This window comes from Lysinibacillus sp. BSL11 (assembly GCF_052928325.1).
This window is the reverse complement of sequence record NZ_JAVGCX010000006.1, coordinates 22,696-39,767: the sequence shown is the minus strand read 5'-3', so window position 1 is coordinate 39,767 and position 17,072 is coordinate 22,696. Positions and strand designations below refer to the sequence as shown.

The following is a 17,072-nucleotide window of genomic DNA, read 5'->3' as shown; positions in this document are numbered from 1 at the left end:
ACAATATATTTACTCAATGAAAGGAGGAAAACACATGCCTCGTAAAGGTCCTGTTTCCAAACGTGACGTGTTACCAGATCCAATTTATAATTCAAAACTAGTAACTCGTTTAATCAATAAAATGATGATTGATGGTAAAAGAGGTACTTCTCAAAAGATTTTATACGGTGCGTTCGAACTAGTTAAAGAACGTTCTGGTCAAGATCCAATCGAAGTATTCGAAGCTGCTCTAAATAACGTAATGCCAGTTCTTGAAGTACGTGCTCGCCGTGTTGGTGGTTCTAACTACCAAGTACCAGTTGAAGTACGCCCAGAACGTCGTACAACTTTAGGTCTTCGTTACCTAGTTAACTATTCTCGTCTTCGTGGTGAAAAAACTATGGAAGAGCGTTTAGCTAACGAAATCCTTGATGCTTCTAACAACACTGGTGCATCAGTTAAGAAACGTGAAGATATGCACAAAATGGCAGAAGCGAACAAAGCATTCGCTCACTACCGTTGGTAATCTAAACATAGCATAAGCCCAATATGGAAGGAGAAATACCTAATGAAACGCGAATTCTCACTAGAGAATACTCGTAATATTGGGATCATGGCTCACATTGATGCTGGTAAAACAACAACAACTGAGCGTATCCTTTATTACACAGGTAAGATTCACAAAATCGGTGAAACTCATGAAGGCGCTTCTCAAATGGACTGGATGGAGCAAGAGCAAGAACGTGGTATCACAATCACTTCTGCTGCGACAACAGCTCAATGGAAAGGCAACCGCGTAAACATCATCGATACTCCTGGACACGTAGACTTCACTGTAGAAGTAGAACGTTCATTACGTGTACTTGACGGCGCAGTAACTGTACTTGATGCTCAATCTGGTGTTGAACCTCAAACAGAAACTGTATGGCGTCAAGCTACAACTTACGGTGTACCACGTATCGTATTCATTAACAAAATGGATAAAATGGGTGCAGATTTCCTATATTCTGTAGGTACTTTACATGAGCGTTTACAAGCAAATGCTCATCCAATCCAATTACCAATTGGTGCGGAAGATGAATTCAAAGCAATTATTGACCTAGTTGAAATGGATGTAACTTACTACGATAACGAAGAAGGTACAGCATTACGTGAAGGTCAACCAATTCCTGAAGAATTCCAAGCGCAAGCTGAAGAATACCGTGAGAAGTTAATCGAAGCAATCGCTGAAGTTAACGAAGAAATCATGGAAAAATACTTTGCTGGTGAAGAAATTACAAAAGAAGAGCTTAAAGCGGCTATCCGTAAAGCGACAATCGCTGTAGAATTCTACCCAGTAATCTGTGGTACAGCATTCAAACACAAAGGTGTTCGTAAAATGCTTGACGCAGTTATCGACTACTTACCATCACCAGTTGATGTACCAGCTATTAAAGGTACAACTCCAGATGGTGATGAAACTGAACGTCCATCATCAGACGAAGCGCCATTCTCAGCTTTAGCATTTAAAGTTATGACTGACCCATTCGTAGGTAAATTAACGTTCTTCCGTGTGTACTCTGGTGTTCTTGAATCAGGTTCATACGTACAAAACTCTTCAAAAGGTAAACGTGAACGTGTAGGTCGTATCCTACAAATGCACGCTAACAGCCGTGAAGAGATTTCAAAAGTATTTGCTGGTGATATCGCAGCTGCTGTAGGTCTTAAAGATACAACAACTGGTGACACTCTTTGTGAAGAGAAAAACCTTGTTATCCTTGAGTCTATGGAGTTCCCAGAACCAGTTATCTCTCTTTCTGTAGAACCAAAATCAAAAGCTGACCAAGATAAAATGGGTCAAGCTTTACAAAAACTACAAGAAGAAGATCCAACATTCCGTGCACATACAGACCAAGAAACTGGTCAAACAATTATCTCAGGTATGGGTGAGCTTCACCTTGATATCTTAGTTGATCGTATGCGCCGTGAATTTAAAGTAGAAGCTAACGTAGGTGCTCCAATGGTATCTTACCGTGAAACATTCCGTGGCTCTGCTCAAGTTCAAGGTAAATTCACTCGTCAATCTGGTGGTCGTGGTCAATACGGTGACGTATGGATCGAATTCTCTCCAAATGAAGAGGGTAAAGGCTTTGAATTCGAAAATGCTATCGTTGGTGGTGTAGTACCACGTGAATATATTCCAGCTGTAGAAGCAGGTCTTCGTGACTCGCTTGACCGCGGTGTAATCGCTGGTTACCCATTAATCGACATCAAAGCGAAATTATTCGATGGTTCATACCATGATGTTGACTCAAACGAAATGGCATTTAAAATTGCTGCATCTATGGCACTTAAAGCTGCTGCATCAAAATGTAGTCCAGTTCTTTTAGAGCCTATGATGAAAGTTGAAGTTGTAATTCCTGAAGAATATCTTGGTGATATCATGGGTAACATCACTTCTCGCCGTGGTCGCGTAGAAGGTATGGAAGCTCGCGGTAACGCTCAAGTTGTTCGTGCGATGGTTCCACTTTCAGAAATGTTTGGATATGCAACAACTTTACGTTCTGCAACGCAAGGTCGTGGTGTATTCTCAATGGTATTCGATCATTATGAAGAAGTACCAAAATCAATCTCTGAAGATATCATCAAAAAAAATAAAGGTGAATAATTGAAATTTCATCTTGCATAAAGTATAACTAATTTGTAAGCTATGATTGCAGGATAGGGGATGGGCCCGTTCTCTATCAGCATTCATTCTATAAATTTTAAATCTAAAACATACAATTTTGAGGAGGCAATCTCTAATGGCTAAAGAAAAATTTGACCGTTCTAAAACGCATGCTAACATTGGTACAATCGGACACGTTGACCATGGTAAAACTACTTTAACTGCTGCAATCGCTACAGTTCTTTCTAAAAAAATGGGTGGTACAGCTAAATCTTACGCTGATATCGATAACGCTCCAGAAGAAAAAGAACGTGGTATCACAATCAATACTTCTCACGTAGAGTACGAAACTGAAACTCGTCACTATGCACACGTTGACTGCCCAGGACATGCTGACTATGTTAAAAACATGATCACTGGTGCTGCTCAAATGGACGGCGGTATCTTAGTAGTATCTGCTGCTGACGGCCCAATGCCACAAACACGTGAACACATCCTTTTATCTCGTCAAGTAGGTGTTCCATACTTAGTAGTATTCATGAACAAATGTGATATGGTTGATGACGAAGAATTATTAGAATTAGTAGAAATGGAAATCCGTGACCTACTATCTGAATATGACTTCCCAGGTGACGATATTCCTGTAATCAAAGGTTCTGCTCTTAAAGCTCTTGAAGGTGAACCAGAATGGGAAGAAAAAATCGTTGAATTAATGGACGCTGTAGATTCTTACATCCCAACTCCAGAACGTCAAACTGACAAACCATTCATGATGCCTGTAGAGGACGTATTCTCTATTACTGGTCGTGGTACAGTTGCAACTGGCCGTGTTGAACGTGGTCAAGTTAAAGTTGGTGACGTAGTTGAAATCATCGGTATCGCTGAAGAAGCTAAATCTACTACTGTAACTGGTGTAGAAATGTTCCGTAAATTATTAGACTATGCTGAAGCTGGTGATAACATCGGTGCTTTACTACGTGGTGTTGCTCGTGAAGAAATCCAACGTGGTCAAGTATTAGCTAAACCAGGTTCAATTACTCCACACACTAACTTCAAAGCTGAAGTTTACGTTTTATCAAAAGAAGAGGGTGGCCGTCATACTCCATTCTTCTCTAACTACCGTCCTCAGTTCTACTTCCGTACAACTGATGTAACAGGTATCTGTAACTTACCAGAAGGCGTTGAAATGGTAATGCCTGGTGATAACATTGAAATGACAGTTGAACTTATCGCTCCAATCGCTCTTGAAGAAGGTACTAAATTCTCTATCCGTGAGGGTGGCCGTACTGTAGGCGCTGGCGTAGTTGCTTCTATCCAAAAATAATTTTAGCTTTCGCTAATTTCAAACCAATCTGTAGGGACGCCTACAGATTGGTTTTTTGTGTTAAAATAAAGAAAAATTAGAGTTTTAATTAGTGTATGTGTACATAACCACAAGCATGTCCTCTAGCGTAAATAATTAAAGGGAAAGGGGAACTGATTATGGACATGAAAATTTTGCTGATTGAAGATGATCCTTCTATCTTTGGCATGATTCAAGAACGTTTTGAACAGTGGTCGCTAAACGTGGTTGGACCTAAAAATTTTCAAAAGGTGATGGATGACTTTATAGAGGAGAAGCCACATCTCGTGCTAATTGATATTCAATTGCCTGCCTATGACGGCTTTCATTGGTGTCGTGAAATTCGTCATTTATCCAAAGTACCAATTCTTTTTCTTTCTTCTCGAGATCACCCCATGGATATGGTAATGGCCATGCAAATGGGGGCTGATGATTTTATTCAAAAGCCTTTTCATATGGAAGTTTTACTCGCAAAAGCACAGGCTATTTTACGTAGAACCTATGATTATGTTGAAGAAAAAATGGATGTTACACGTTTTAACGATGCCATAATTGATTATGCCAGAAGTGAAATTATGTATAATGGTGCCATTGCTTCCTTAACAAAAAATGAACTTTTCATTTTAAGAATATTAGTAGAACAGGCTAATCATATCGTTTCCAGAGACGAGTTAATGAGAAAACTATGGGATGACGAACGTTTCGTAAACGATAATACTTTGTCTGTAAACGTTAATCGGTTACGTACAAAGCTAGAGGATATTGGTTTACATGAGGTAATACTAACAAAAAAGGGACTTGGTTATATGGCAGTAAGCTGAGGGACGTGAGGAAAGTTGCTATTATTATTTATGAGAGAACGCTTTGCTTGGATTGGATTTTTTATTTTTACTTTGATAATTCTAAATGCGCTATTTTCTTTAGATGTTGGTTTAAATGGAATTTCTATATGGTATGTAAACGTTAGTTTACTTGTAAGTTTTATACTCTTTTTTTGGTGTCGCTATGTCATCGAAGTTGGGAAATTAAAAGATTTCCTGGGAAATATGGATAGCCGCCTTGATGATGCACATAGAAATAGCTTAGCTTTGTCTCCTTTTCAAGAAGTATACTTTCGAAAAATGGAGGATGCCTTCTTTGAAAAGAATTTAGAGTTAAATCAAGCCAAAGTGCAGATACAGGAACATTCTGATGAGCTATTAGCTTGGGTCCATGAAGTAAAAGCACCTTTAACTGCTATTAATTTAATGTTTGAACATATTGAGGATTTACAGCTACGTCGAAAATTAGAGAATGAATGGCTAAGACTACATCTTTTGGTTGACCAACAACTGCATCAAACAAGATTATACGCTATTGAAAAAGATAATTATTTAAATGAGATTGAACTGAAGCCCATTGTTTATAAAGAAATTAGAGCTATGCAAGCATGGTGTCTTGAAAAAGGCATTGGCTTTGAAATTGGTGAACTGACAGAGACGGTTATGACAGATGGCAAGTGGCTAGCTTTTATTATTCGACAAATTCTTTCGAATGCCATCAAGTATAGCCCAGTAAATTCTGAGATAACAATCTTTACAGAACATGATTCTACAGGAGCTACATTACTACATATTAAAGATATAGGTAGGGGTATACCTTTAGACGATTTACCTAGGATTTTTCAAAAATCTTATACAGGAACAGCGGGAAGGGAATCCTCTCAATCTACAGGTATGGGTCTCTATTTAGCATCTAATGTAGCCCAAAAAATTGGTATTCGTATTAATGTTCAATCTAAAGTTGGTGAAGGCTCGCTATTTACACTACGCTTCCCCTTACAAAATGAATATGCGAAACTAACAGGTAGATGACGAAAATGTCACCTACCTTTTTATATTGTCATGTAAAACGCACGAATGATTAGGTATGACAGGGTACACTTGAACTATAGAAAGGGGCGTTTTGAAGTGACAGTTTTAATAGGACGTAAAATAAAGAAAGTGTATGGGAAAAAATCAACGGCTCAAGAAGTATTAAAGGGTATTGATGTAGAGGTGAATAAAGGTGAGTTTGTAGGTATTATGGGACCTTCTGGCTCTGGTAAAACCACGCTTTTAAATGTCTTATGCTCAATTGACTTTGCGACAGAAGGTGTAATTGAGATAAACGGTCATAGTTTACGTGGTATGAAAGAAAAGGCTTTAGCAAACTTCCGACGAGAGCAGCTGGGATTTATATTTCAGGACTATAATTTATTAGATACCTTAACAGTAAAAGAAAATATTCTTCTACCGTTAGCCATCAGTAAGTTACCAAAAGCAGTTGCTGAAAGTCGAGTGAAGGAACTCACTTCTTTGCTGGGAATCTCGGAAATTTTAAATAAATACCCCAACGAAATATCAGGTGGACAAAAACAGCGTACCTCTGCTGCACGTGCACTTATTACCAATCCGTCATTGGTATTTGCAGACGAGCCCACTGGTGCACTAGATTCTAAATCAGCTACAGCCCTACTTCAAAATCTACAAAATATAAATGAAACAAAAGAGGCGACAATTATGATGGTTACACACGATGCTGTAGCTGCAAGTTTCTGTACACGTGTGTTATTTCTAAAGGATGGCCTTATCTATAGTGAACTTTATAAGGGCGATAAAACAAGGCAGGCCTTTTTCAAAGAAATCATGCATACACAAAGTGTGCTAGGCGGTGACGGGTATGAGTCTTAGTAAGTTAGTACTTCGAAGCATGAAGAAAAATATGAAACACTACTATCTATATTTCTTTGCACTTATTTTTAGTGTTACATTATACTTTTCCTTTGTCACCCTGCAAAATAATACGGAAGTGTGGGCTGCTGTTCAAATGAGTGGAACAGCTACTGCAGGATTTAAGGCAGCAACTTATATTCTTTATTTTATCGTTTTGTTCTTCGTTCTGTATGCAAACCATTTATTTATGAAGCGTCGTAGTAAGGAAATAGGTTTGTATCAACTGATTGGCATGACTAAGGGGCTAATCGTGCGTTTATTAGCGATTGAAAACATTCTGTTATTTGTTGGAGCCGTTATTATAGGTATGTTGGCAGGCTTCTTTAGCTCTCGTGTGTTTGCAATGATTTTGCTTCGTGTACTTGAAAAAGAAGCTCTCGTAACCATGACTTTTAGTACACAAGCTTTACTGCAGTCGATGATTGTGTTTACGATCTTATTGATCATCGTTCTTATACAGATGGCTTGGATGATTCATCATGTTTCATTGTTATCATTATTTAGTGCAGCAAAACAAGCAGATGAGCGTGTGAGGCGCTTTAGTGCATTACAGATGGTTATTGGCTTTTTGGGTCTTATACTGATTGCTTATGGCTACTATGCATCGACAAAGCTGTTCGATATTGAATCTGCTGGTAATTTATTTATTAATATGATTATTATTTTAGCTACTACAATCGGTGGAACATTCCTTGTTTTTCGTTTCTCTGTAGCATTTATTATGAATACTATTCGCCTAAAGAAAAAAGGGCATTTATCCATAAAGGATGTATTAGCATTAACGCCCATAATGCATCGTATGAAGAGCAATGCAAAGTCATTAACGCTAATCACCGTGTTAACAGGCGTTTCTCTAGGCGTGACGACGCTTTCCTATATCGCCTACTACTCCTCGGAAGCATCTGCATATAGCCAAGTACCTGGTGATTTCATATTGCTTGAAGAGCAAGGGGAGAGATTTTTAGAGAAGTTAGAGGAAAATAATATTGCTTATGATAAAATTGACTACCGTCTTCAGGGAGTAACCGCTGCTGTAGGTCAATTGATGTCTAAAAAACAGCAGGATAACCCTTTATATACAATGGAAGGCACAATTTATACCATACCGCTTTCAGATTATCAGCAGAGTGTTCCAGAAGCTAAGCTATCCGGGAATGAGGTTATCCTAACAAACTATGGTGGTTATATGGCCGAAATGTTCCCGTTAGAGAAAGATCATGATTTAGTAGTATCTGCAGGAGAACTTGAAGAAACTTTTCATGTCGTTGATATCCACGATAAAAGTGTGATAAGTGGTATTGTAACGGCTGGGGGTGGTGGACCTATCTTTGTTGTGACAGATGATATGTTTAAAAGTTTAACTACACAGGCAGCTCTTTATCCTTGGCATCATCAATCAACAATCACTTTAAAATCGAACGAAGATATTGCAACAGCAGAAAAATTATATATTCAATCGAATGCAGGCATTATTAAGGCTATAGATGATAAAGGGGAGACAAAGCAATATACACAATCATCCTATGAAGGAAAACGTAAAGACAACATTGAATCATTGGGTCTTACCATATTTACAACAGCATTTTTAGGGTTAGCGTTCTTAATGACCACAGGTAGTATTCTATACTTTAAACAAATGTCTGAGGCAGAGGAAGAACGTGATTCCTATACAATCCTACGAAAGATTGGTTTTGCTGAAAAAGATATCATGAAGGGTATTTATATGAAACAGGCCTTTAATTTCGGTGTTCCATTAGTTATAGGGTTATTGCATAGCTACTTTGCTGTTAAGTCAGGATGGTTTCTATTTGGGACAGAGTTAACAGCCCCCTTGTGGATTGCAATGTGCTGTTATATAGCCCTATATACGATTTTTGCCATTCTATCGGTAGGCTATTATAAAAAGGTTGTACGTCAATCGTTGTAATATTAAATAAGAAGAAACTCGGAAACAGTGTGGTGGTTATCATCACACTGTTTTTTAGTGCAAAAAAAATAGAAATTACAAAAAACCTTGACTTTCAATTATCAGAATAATAAAGTTTAACATGTTAGTAATTTAGTGTATGAAAGTAGAGTGTAACAATGAATGCAGTAATTGCGGCTGTAGCCGTTATGTTAATATTAAGTTTGCTTCGCATCAATGTAGTTCTCTCGTTAGTTCTAGGAGCATTTGTAGGTGGTCTAACTAGTGGGATGGGCATTGAGTCAACTGTCCAATCATTTACGGAAGGATTAGGGGCAGGAGCAACCATTGCATTAAGTTATGGCTTACTTGGTGGTTTTGCAATCGCCATTGCCAAAACAGGAATACCCGAATTAATGATAGCGGGGATGTTAAAAATATTAAAGGGTGAAAGTAATAGAAAAGGACTGGTGAAGGTCTTAATTTTCTTCCTTATTTTTGTGATGTCTATTTTATCTCAAAATGTCATTCCTATTCATATTGCCTTCATTCCATTATTAATTCCTCCTATTTTAAAGATTTTAAATATGCTAGAAGTCGACAGACGTATAATTGCAACATTGATTGCAGTAGGCTTTATTGGTACTTATAGTTTTGTACCTGCTGGCTTTGGAGCAATCTTTCAAGATATCGTTGCTACACAAGTGTCAGAGGCAGGAATGGCTGTATCTTCACGTGATGTCCCTGCAGCAATGGGGATTCCCGTGTTAGGAATGCTAATCGGATTGATAATCGCATTTGTTGTATACCGAAAGCCAAGACATTATAGGCATAGTGAAGTGGAGACGGAATCTTTAAATGTAAACGTCAGCAAATTTATTATGTTTTCTACAGCGCTGGCACTAGTAACATCACTATGCGCTCAAGTGTTAACAGATTCAATGATTGTAGGCTCGTTTGCAGGTATTATGATTATGTATTTTACAGGTGCCCTTAAATGGCGAGAAGCCGATGATATTCTTTCTGAAGGAATGAAGATGATGGCCTTTATTGGCTTTGTTATGATTGCGGCAAATGGTTTCGCGGCGGTAATCAATGCAACAGGTGATGTGGACAGCTTAATTACAAATTCACTCACCGTATTAGAAGGAAATAGAAGTCTTGCTGTCTTCATCATGTTAGTCATAGGATTAGTTGTGACGATGGGGATTGGTTCGTCCTTCGCAACAGTGCCTATAATCGCTACACTATTTGTTCCGCTAGCACAAGGTTTTGATATGAGCCCTTTAGCGATATTATGCTTAATCGGTACAGCTGGTGCTTTAGGAGACGCAGGTTCTCCAGCATCCGATTCTACATTAGGACCAACAGCAGGCCTTAATGCTGACGGCCAGCATCATCATATTTGGGATACCTGTGTTCCTACGTTCCTTTTCATTAACATACCACTAATCCTGTTTGGTTGGATTGCCTGTGTGTTCTTTCTATAATTAAGGAGGTAGTTTCTATTTAAGTAGAAACTACTTTTCTTTTTAGAGTTATTTGAAATGTGCGAAAATGTTGATATGACAACCTTAAGTGTTGCAATATGTATAGAAATTTTATATACTAATAAACGGCTTAATAAAGCGAAGAAATAGTAGTACTAAGAATATCTGCAACATTTAAAAGAATTTAGCGAAAAGACTTGCTTATTCTTTTTTTATTGTATATAATGTTGAATGTTGGTCTTTGACTGCGATGAAGCGAGAGGTTGCCGACACACCCGGCCGCTTTGCCATGGCGGTGTGTGGGAAAATTTTCGTGGAGAATGTCTAGAAAATAGGCGAGAAGGAGGGAAAATAATGGCAAAACAAAAGATTCGTATTCGTTTAAAAGCGTATGATCACCGTATTTTAGATCAATCTGCTGAGAAAATTGTGGAAACTGCAAAACGTTCAGGTGCAAGTGTATCAGGTCCGATTCCACTTCCAACTGAGAAGTCTGTGTACACAATTCTTCGTGCTGTTCACAAGTACAAAGATTCTCGTGAACAATTCGAAATGCGTACGCATAAACGTCTGATCGATATCGTTAACCCAACACCACAAACTGTTGACGCGTTAATGAAACTTGATTTACCATCTGGCGTTGATATCGAAATCAAACTTTAATGGTAAAAACAATATAACTTTTAAAACTTACAGGAGGTGTGACAAATGGCTAAAGGAATCTTAGGTAGAAAAATTGGTATGACACAAGTTTTCGCTGAAAACGGCGATTTAATCCCGGTAACAGTTATCGAAGCTACTCCAAACGTAGTTCTTCAAAAGAAAACTGTTGAAACAGACGGCTACGAAGCAATTCAAGTTGGTTTCGAAGACAAGCGCGTTAAGCTTTCTAACAAACCAGAACAAGGTCACGTAGCAAAAGCGAACACTGCTCCTAAGCGCTTCATTCGTGAATTCCGCAACGTGAACGTGGAAGAATACGAAGTTGGTCAAGAAGTCAAAGTAGAAATTTTCGCAGAAGGCGATGTAATCGATGTAACAGGAGTTACTAAAGGTAAAGGTTTCCAAGGTGTTATCAAACGCCACGGACAATCTCGTGGTCCTATGGCCCACGGTTCTCGTTACCACCGTCGTCCTGGTTCAATGGGTCCAGTTGCTCCGAACCGCGTATTCAAACAAAAGAAATTACCTGGTCAAATGGGTGGCAATGTAGTTACAATCCAAAACTTAGAAATCGTGAAAGTTGACACAGATCGTAACTTACTACTTGTTAAAGGTAATGTTCCTGGTTCTAAAAAAGCTCTAGTTACAGTAAAAACTGCAATTAAAGCTAAGTAATCACTTAAGGAAAGGAGGAAACAGGAATGACAAAAGTATCTGTACTTAGTCAAACAGGTGCTTCAGTTGGTGAAATCGAATTAAACGATGCGATCTTCGGAATCGAGCCAAATGAAGCAGTATTATTCGACGCAGTAGTTGCTCAACGTGCTTCTCTTCGTCAAGGTAATCACAAGGTTAAAAACCGTTCTGAGGTTGCTGGTGGTGGTCGTAAACCATGGCGTCAAAAAGGAACTGGTCGTGCTCGTCAAGGTTCTATCCGTTCTCCACAATGGCGCGGCGGTGGTATCGTATTCGGTCCTACTCCACGTAGCTATTCTTATAAATTACCTAAAAAAGTTCGTCGTTTAGCTCTTAAATCTGCTTTATCAGCTAAAGTAGTAGAACAAAACTTCTTAGTTCTTGATGCTCTAACTCTAGCAGCACCAAAAACAAAAGAATTCACAAAAATCCTTAAAGATCTTTCTTTAGAGAAAAAATCTTTATTCGTAACTGCTGACCTAGATGAAAACGTAGCATTATCTGCTCGTAACATCCCAGGTGTAACAGTTTTAACTGCAAACGGAATCAACGTTCTTGATCTATTAGGTCATGATAAAGTTGTATTCACTAAGTCTGCAGTAGAAAAAGTTGAGGAGGTGCTTGGATAATGGAAGCACGTGATATTTTAAAACGTCCGGTCATTACTGAGCGTTCTTCAGAACTTATGGCAGAGAAAAAGTATACTTTCGAAGTAGACACTCGCGCTAACAAAACTCAAGTAAAAGACGCTGTAGAAGAAATCTTTGGCGTAAAAGTTGAGAAAGTAAACGTTCTTAACTACAAAGGTAAATTCAAACGCGTAGGCCGTTACGGTGGTTACACTAACAAACGTCGTAAAGCGATCGTTAAATTAACTGCTGATAGCAAAGAAATTGAATTATTCGAAATGTAATCCTAACGGATTTATGATTTGAACACTCAAGAAGGAGGGAAAACACAATGGCGATTAAAAAGTATAAACCTACCTCTAATGGTCGTCGTAACATGACGTCATTAGACTTTGCGGAAATTACAACTAACAAGCCTGAGAAATCATTGCTTGAACCAACTAAACGCAAAGCTGGTCGTAACAACCAAGGTAAAATCACTGTTCGTCATCATGGTGGTGGTCATAAGAAGCAATACCGTGTTATCGATTTCAAACGTGTTAAAGATGGCATTCCGGCAAAAGTTGCTACTATTGAATATGATCCAAACCGTTCTGCGAATATCGCATTAATCAACTACGCTGATGGAGCAAAAGCTTACATCTTAGCACCAAAAGGTCTAGAGGTTGGTCAAACAATCGTTTCTGGCCCAGATGCTGATATTAAAGTAGGTAACACATTACCATTAGCAAACATTCCAATGGGTACTACAATCCATAACATCGAGTTAAAACCTGGTAAAGGCGGACAATTAGTACGTTCAGCTGGTACTTCTGCGCAAGTACTTGGTCGTGAAGATAAGTACGTTATCGTTCGTTTACAATCTGGTGAAGTACGTTTAGTTTTAGCTACTTGCCGCGCTACAATCGGTCAAGTTGGTAACGAACAACACGAACTTGTACACATCGGTAAAGCAGGTCGTAGCCGTTGGTTAGGTAAACGCCCAGAAGTTCGTGGTTCTGTAATGAACCCTAACGATCACCCACACGGTGGTGGTGAAGGACGTTCTCCAATCGGACGTAAATCACCAATGACTCCTTGGGGTAAACCAGCACTTGGTTACAAAACTCGCAAGAAGAAAAACAAATCGGATAAATTTATCATCCGTAGTCGTAAAAAATAAAGTGGTTAAACTACGGTTCTATGTGAGAGCCGTGGTGGAATCACGGAGGGAGGTTCCTACATGGGTCGCAGCTTGAAAAAAGGACCTTTTGTCGATGACCACTTAATGAAAAAAGTGGAAGCGCAAGAGGCTTCTGAGAAAAAACAAGTTATCAAAACTTGGTCACGCCGTTCTACAATCTTCCCGAACTTCATCGGTTTAACGATTGCTGTATATGATGGACGTAAACATGTTCCTGTATACGTAACAGAAGATATGGTAGGCCATAAACTTGGTGAGTTCGCACCGACACGTACTTATAAAGGTCACGGTGCAGACGACAAGAAAACAAGACGCTAATTTTGAGAGGAGGTAAATCCTAATGACACAAGCTAAAGCTATCGCTCGTACAGTACGCATTGCTCCTCGCAAAGTACGTCTAGTTGTAGACTTAATCCGAGGTAAGCAAGTTGGTGAAGCAGTTGCAATTTTACGTCATACTCCAAAAGCGGCGTCTCCAGTCGTTGAGAAAGTATTAAAATCTGCAGTTGCTAACGCTGAGCACAACTACGATCTTGACATCAACTCTTTAGTAGTTTCTGAAGTATTCGTTGACGAAGGTCCAACTTTAAAACGTTTCCGTCCACGTGCACAAGGACGTGCAAGCGCAATTAACAAACGCACAAGCCACATTACTCTAGTGGTATCTGAGAAGAAGGAGGGTTAATCCGTGGGTCAAAAAGTACATCCAATAGGACTACGCGTTGGTATTATTCGTGACTGGGAGTCAAAATGGTACGCTGAAAAAGACTATGCAACTCTACTTCACGAAGACATCAAAGTGCGTAAATATATTGAAACGGCTCTTAAAGACGCTTCAGTTTCTAAAGTAGAAATCGAACGTGCTGCAAACCGTGTAAACATTACAATTCACACTGCGAAACCAGGTATGGTAATCGGTAAAGGTGGTACTGAAGTTGAAAACCTTCGTAAATACCTTAGCGAGTTAACTGGTAAACGTGTACACATCAACATCATTGAAATCAAACGTGCAGATCTTGACGCTCGTCTAGTAGCTGAAAACATCGCTCGTCAATTAGAAAATCGTGTATCATTCCGTCGTGCGCAAAAGCAAGCGATCCAACGCACAATCCGCGCTGGTGCAAAAGGAATTAAAACACAAGTATCTGGTCGTTTAGGTGGCGCTGATATCGCGCGTGCTGAACACTATAGTGAAGGAACTGTTCCACTTCATACTCTACGTGCTGACATCGATTATGCACACGCAGAAGCTGATACTACTTACGGTAAATTAGGCGTTAAAGTATGGATCTACCGTGGTGAAGTTCTTCCTACGAAGAAATCTGTGGAAGGAGGCAAATAATATGTTATTGCCTAAACGCGTTAAATACCGTCGTGAACACCGCGGCAACATGCGTGGCGAAGCGAAAGGCGGAAAAGAAGTAACTTTCGGCGAATGGGGCTTACAAGCTCAAACTGCTAGCTGGATTACTAACCGTCAAATCGAATCTGCTCGTATCGCGATGACTCGTTACATGAAACGTGGCGGTAAAGTTTGGATTAAAATCTTCCCACATAAACCTTACACTAAAAAACCTCTAGAAGTCCGCATGGGTTCTGGTAAAGGTTCTCCTGAAGGTTGGGTAGCAGTAGTTAAACCAGGAAAAGTAATGTTCGAAATTGCTGGCGTATCTGAAGAAGTTGCACGTGAAGCACTTCGTTTAGCATCACACAAACTTCCTGTTAAATGTAAGATCGTAAAACGTCAAGAAACTGGTGGTGAATCTAATGAAAGCTAATGAAATCCGTGACCTTGCTACTTCTGAAATAGAATTAAAAGTGAAATCACTGAAAGAAGAGCTTTTCAACCTTCGCTTCCAATTGGCGACTGGTCAATTAGAAAACACAGCTCGTATTCGTGAAGTGCGTAAAGCAATCGCGCGTATGAAAACTGTTATTCGTGAAAGAGAAATCAGTGCAAATAACTGATAAAGGAGGTTTTCAAGTATGACTGAGCGCAATCAACGCAAAGTTTACACGGGCCGCGTTGTTTCAGATAAAATGGACAAAACTGTTACTGTTTTAGTTGAAACTTACAAAAAGCACAAGCTTTATGGTAAGCGTGTAAAATACTCTAAAAAGTTTAAAGCTCATGATGAGTTAAACACAGCGAAAATCGGTGATATCGTACGTATCATGGAAACTCGCCCGCTATCAGCTACTAAACGTTTCCGTCTAGTAGAAGTTGTAGAAAAAGCGGTTATTATTTAATAACTATTTCGGAACAACCAATTTCCGAAGGGAGGTAACCTAAGTGATCCAACAAGAAAGTCGTATGAAAGTTGCTGACAACTCAGGTGCACGTGAAGTTCTTACAATTAAAGTGCTTGGTGGCTCTGGCCGTAAAACTGCTAACATCGGTGATATCGTTGTTTGTACAGTTAAGAAAGCAACACCAGGTGGCGTTGTCAAGAAGGGTGACGTTGTTAAAGCTGTTATCGTTCGTACTAAATCAGGCGTTCGTCGTAAAGACGGCACGTACATCAAATTTGATGAAAATGCTTGTGTAATTATTCGTGATGATAAATCACCACGCGGAACTCGTATTTTCGGACCTGTTGCACGTGAACTACGTGACAGCAACTTCATGAAAATCGTTTCTCTAGCTCCAGAAGTTCTTTAATTTCATGACAGTGCCAATCAAGGAGGTGCGACAGCATGCATGTAAAAAAAGGTGACAAGGTTAAGGTAATCACTGGTAAGGATAAAGGCAAAGAAGGCGTAATCCTTGCTGCTTTCCCAAAACAAGATCGCGTTCTTGTTGAAGGTGTGAATATCGTGAAAAAACACGTTAAACCTAACCAATTGAATCCACAAGGTGGTATTGTTAGCCAAGAGGCTGCAATTCACGTTTCGAACGTAATGCTAATCGATCCTAAATCTGGCGAGCCGACTCGTGTAGGTTATAAAATCGAAAACGGTAAAAAAGTTCGTGTAGCAAAAAAATCAGGTGCAGTAATCGACTAATTAGTATAAATAGAAGGGAGGTACACACATGAGCCGCCTAAAAGAAAAATATTTAAATGAAGTTTCTCCAGCTCTTATGAGCAAATTTGGATATAAATCAGTTATGCAACTACCGAAAGTTGAGAAAATCGTTATCAACATGGGTGTTGGTGATGCAGTTCAAAACTCTAAAGCGTTAGATGCAGCTGTTGAAGAATTAACAATTATCACTGGTCAAAAACCAGTAGTAACTAAAGCTAAAAAATCGATCGCAGGTTTCCGTCTTCGTGAAGGTATGCCTATCGGTGCTAAAGTTACATTACGCGGTGAGCGTATGTATGAATTCTTGGACAAATTAATTTCTATCTCACTACCTCGTGTACGTGACTTCCGTGGTGTTTCTAAAAAAGCATTCGATGGTCGCGGTAACTACACTCTAGGTGTTAAAGAACAATTAATTTTCCCAGAAATCGATTACGATAAAGTTTCAAAAGTACGCGGTATGGACATCGTGATCGTAACGACAGCGAACTCTGACGAAGAAGCTCGCGAGTTATTGACACAATTCGGTATGCCGTTCCAAAAGTAATCAAACAAGGAGGGCGAAAACGTGGCTAAAAAATCTATGATCGTTAAACAACAACGTAAGCAAAAGTTTAAAGTGCAAGAGTATACACGTTGTGAACGCTGTGGTCGTCCACATTCAGTATATCGCAAATTCAAACTTTGCCGTATTTGTTTCCGAGAACTTGCATATAAGGGACAAATTCCTGGCGTGAAAAAAGCCAGCTGGTAATCC

The 17,072-nt window shown here is 39.2% G+C and carries 23 protein-coding genes; all 23 read left to right on the top strand.

Translation table 11 applies throughout. The features are described 5' to 3' along the window. Nucleotides 1-34: 34 nt before the first annotated feature. Nucleotides 35-505: a 30S ribosomal protein S7 gene (rpsG, locus tag RCJ95_RS08465; RefSeq protein ID WP_004233610.1), complete on the top strand. Its 471-nt coding sequence runs from the start codon at nt 35-37 to the stop codon at nt 503-505. A 42-nt stretch (nt 506-547) separates the two neighbouring features. After that, entirely contained in the window at nt 548-2,626 is a 2,079-nt protein-coding gene (gene fusA / locus RCJ95_RS08460; RefSeq protein WP_048395562.1) for an elongation factor G, read from the top strand. 136 nt (nt 2,627-2,762) lie between these two features. Further along, nucleotides 2,763-3,950, top strand: a complete 1,188-nt coding sequence (gene tuf, locus RCJ95_RS08455; protein ID WP_004233614.1) for an elongation factor Tu — start codon at nt 2,763-2,765, stop codon at nt 3,948-3,950. A gap of 158 nt (nt 3,951-4,108) precedes the next feature. Then, nucleotides 4,109-4,789 (top strand): response regulator transcription factor, encoded by a 681-nt coding sequence (locus RCJ95_RS08450; RefSeq protein ID WP_004233616.1) that lies wholly within the window; start codon nt 4,109-4,111, stop codon nt 4,787-4,789. A 15-nt stretch (nt 4,790-4,804) separates the two neighbouring features. Next, nucleotides 4,805-5,821 (top strand): sensor histidine kinase, encoded by a 1,017-nt coding sequence (locus RCJ95_RS08445; protein ID WP_369578139.1) that lies wholly within the window; start codon nt 4,805-4,807, stop codon nt 5,819-5,821. Nucleotides 5,822-5,917: 96 nt separating this feature from the next. Then, nucleotides 5,918-6,679, top strand: a complete 762-nt coding sequence (locus RCJ95_RS08440) for an ABC transporter ATP-binding protein (RefSeq protein ID WP_004233621.1) — start codon at nt 5,918-5,920, stop codon at nt 6,677-6,679. Further along, complete coding sequence (locus RCJ95_RS08435; protein ID WP_221682382.1) at nt 6,669-8,648, top strand: FtsX-like permease family protein; 1,980 nt, start codon at nt 6,669-6,671, stop codon at nt 8,646-8,648. Before RCJ95_RS08440 ends, RCJ95_RS08435 begins: the two co-directional genes overlap by 11 nt. A gap of 158 nt (nt 8,649-8,806) precedes the next feature. Next, nucleotides 8,807-10,117: a Na+/H+ antiporter family protein gene (locus tag RCJ95_RS08430; RefSeq protein WP_221682381.1), complete on the top strand. Its 1,311-nt coding sequence runs from the start codon at nt 8,807-8,809 to the stop codon at nt 10,115-10,117. A gap of 354 nt (nt 10,118-10,471) precedes the next feature. Continuing rightward, nucleotides 10,472-10,780, top strand: coding sequence for a 30S ribosomal protein S10 (gene rpsJ, locus RCJ95_RS08425; protein ID WP_004233624.1), 309 nt, complete (start codon nt 10,472-10,474; stop codon nt 10,778-10,780). Between the two features lie 45 nt (nt 10,781-10,825). After that, a complete protein-coding gene (gene rplC / locus RCJ95_RS08420; RefSeq protein WP_004233625.1) occupies nt 10,826-11,455 on the top strand; it encodes a 50S ribosomal protein L3 in 630 nt (209 codons plus the stop codon). 26 nt (nt 11,456-11,481) lie between these two features. Next, nucleotides 11,482-12,105, top strand: coding sequence for a 50S ribosomal protein L4 (gene rplD / locus RCJ95_RS08415; protein WP_004233626.1), 624 nt, complete (start codon nt 11,482-11,484; stop codon nt 12,103-12,105). After that, nucleotides 12,105-12,389: a 50S ribosomal protein L23 gene (rplW, locus tag RCJ95_RS08410; protein WP_004233628.1), complete on the top strand. Its 285-nt coding sequence runs from the start codon at nt 12,105-12,107 to the stop codon at nt 12,387-12,389. Before rplD ends, rplW begins: the two co-directional genes overlap by 1 nt. 47 nt (nt 12,390-12,436) lie before the next feature. Further along, complete coding sequence (gene rplB / locus RCJ95_RS08405) at nt 12,437-13,267, top strand: 50S ribosomal protein L2 (protein WP_009373990.1); 831 nt, start codon at nt 12,437-12,439, stop codon at nt 13,265-13,267. Nucleotides 13,268-13,327: 60 nt separating this feature from the next. Next, nucleotides 13,328-13,606 carry a 30S ribosomal protein S19 gene (rpsS, locus tag RCJ95_RS08400; protein ID WP_004233637.1) on the top strand — a complete coding sequence of 93 codons (279 nt, stop codon included), beginning with the start codon at nt 13,328-13,330 and terminating at the stop codon, nt 13,604-13,606. 22 nt (nt 13,607-13,628) lie between these two features. Further along, entirely contained in the window at nt 13,629-13,973 is a 345-nt protein-coding gene (gene rplV / locus RCJ95_RS08395) for a 50S ribosomal protein L22 (RefSeq protein WP_004233639.1), read from the top strand. A gap of 3 nt (nt 13,974-13,976) precedes the next feature. After that, on the top strand, nt 13,977-14,630 hold the full coding sequence (rpsC, locus tag RCJ95_RS08390; RefSeq protein ID WP_025116438.1) for a 30S ribosomal protein S3: 654 nt from the start codon (nt 13,977-13,979) through the stop codon (nt 14,628-14,630). Nucleotide 14,631: 1 nt separating this feature from the next. Beyond that, entirely contained in the window at nt 14,632-15,066 is a 435-nt protein-coding gene (rplP, locus tag RCJ95_RS08385; protein ID WP_004233644.1) for a 50S ribosomal protein L16, read from the top strand. Continuing rightward, complete coding sequence (gene rpmC, locus RCJ95_RS08380; RefSeq protein WP_004233646.1) at nt 15,056-15,256, top strand: 50S ribosomal protein L29; 201 nt, start codon at nt 15,056-15,058, stop codon at nt 15,254-15,256. The genes rplP and rpmC overlap by 11 nt, the downstream gene beginning before the upstream one ends. Nucleotides 15,257-15,274: 18 nt before the next feature. Beyond that, nucleotides 15,275-15,538, top strand: coding sequence for a 30S ribosomal protein S17 (rpsQ, locus tag RCJ95_RS08375; RefSeq protein ID WP_004233648.1), 264 nt, complete (start codon nt 15,275-15,277; stop codon nt 15,536-15,538). Nucleotides 15,539-15,581: 43 nt separating this feature from the next. Further along, nucleotides 15,582-15,950, top strand: coding sequence for a 50S ribosomal protein L14 (gene rplN, locus RCJ95_RS08370; RefSeq protein WP_004233650.1), 369 nt, complete (start codon nt 15,582-15,584; stop codon nt 15,948-15,950). 35 nt (nt 15,951-15,985) lie between these two features. Continuing rightward, entirely contained in the window at nt 15,986-16,294 is a 309-nt protein-coding gene (rplX, locus tag RCJ95_RS08365; protein ID WP_004233652.1) for a 50S ribosomal protein L24, read from the top strand. A gap of 28 nt (nt 16,295-16,322) precedes the next feature. Then, a complete protein-coding gene (gene rplE, locus RCJ95_RS08360; protein ID WP_004233654.1) occupies nt 16,323-16,862 on the top strand; it encodes a 50S ribosomal protein L5 in 540 nt (179 codons plus the stop codon). Between the two features lie 21 nt (nt 16,863-16,883). Next, the gene (locus RCJ95_RS08355; RefSeq protein WP_004233656.1) at nt 16,884-17,069 is read left to right on the top strand and encodes a type Z 30S ribosomal protein S14; all 186 of its coding nucleotides are present in this window, start codon (nt 16,884-16,886) and stop codon (nt 17,067-17,069) included. Nucleotides 17,070-17,072 lie beyond the last annotated feature (3 nt).